Source organism: Chitinophaga varians (assembly GCF_012641275.1).
Classification (GTDB): domain Bacteria; phylum Bacteroidota; class Bacteroidia; order Chitinophagales; family Chitinophagaceae; genus Chitinophaga; species Chitinophaga varians_A.
On the sequence record NZ_JABAIA010000023.1, the window covers coordinates 1 to 741 of the forward strand.

The 741-nt window shown below is 53.2% G+C and carries 1 protein-coding gene; it reads left to right on the forward strand.

Annotated elements, in window-relative coordinates; all coding sequences use genetic code 11:
• A partial coding sequence (locus tag HGH92_RS33430) for a hypothetical protein (RefSeq protein WP_168875207.1) occupies window positions 1-741 on the forward strand: 741 nt, incomplete at both ends.

The window sequence follows — 741 nt, forward strand, 5'->3', positions numbered from 1 at the left end:
CGGTAACCGTGACCAACGGCGCTTGTACCGTAACCGACAACGTGACCGTGAAAGTAAGGTCTATGCCGACTGCTGATGCCGGCAAACCGGAGATCAAACAGTGTGACACCAAAGACTTCACCGTAACCGGTAACCAGCCCGCCGCTGACCAGACAGGTGTCTGGACTTTTGTAGGTGCTGACCTCGGTGCACAAATCACCAATCCAAACAACTACACCACCACTGTAACAGGCGTGCCTGCGGGTAAATCCGTGACACTGCAATGGACAGTGACCAACAACTACAAAGCTTCCTGTACCGCTTCTGACCAGATCATCCTGACCAACACCGAAGCACTCACAGAAAGCAAAGCAGGCAGCGATATCACCCAGTGCGGTAATAACGTCTTCCAGCTGAATGCCAACACACCGAAACCTACCGAAACAGGTACCTGGTCCGGTACCGGCGTGTCCTTCAGCAATCCAAATGCTCCGGATGCAATTGCAACACTGACCACCAGCACTCCGCAGACCGTAACGGTAACATGGACTATCAGCAATGGCGTATGTGCCAACAGCACTTCTTCCATTAAGCTGGTCCTCAATGCCGCTCCAACTGTAGCCGTAGCCGCTGTACCGCCGGTATGTAACGCAGACGGTTCTTTCAACCTGGTACTGTCTAACCCGACCGGTAACATTACCCAATACTCCATCAAAGCCGTGGCGCCTAACGCGCTGCCTGGCTTTACGGATATCGTAAATG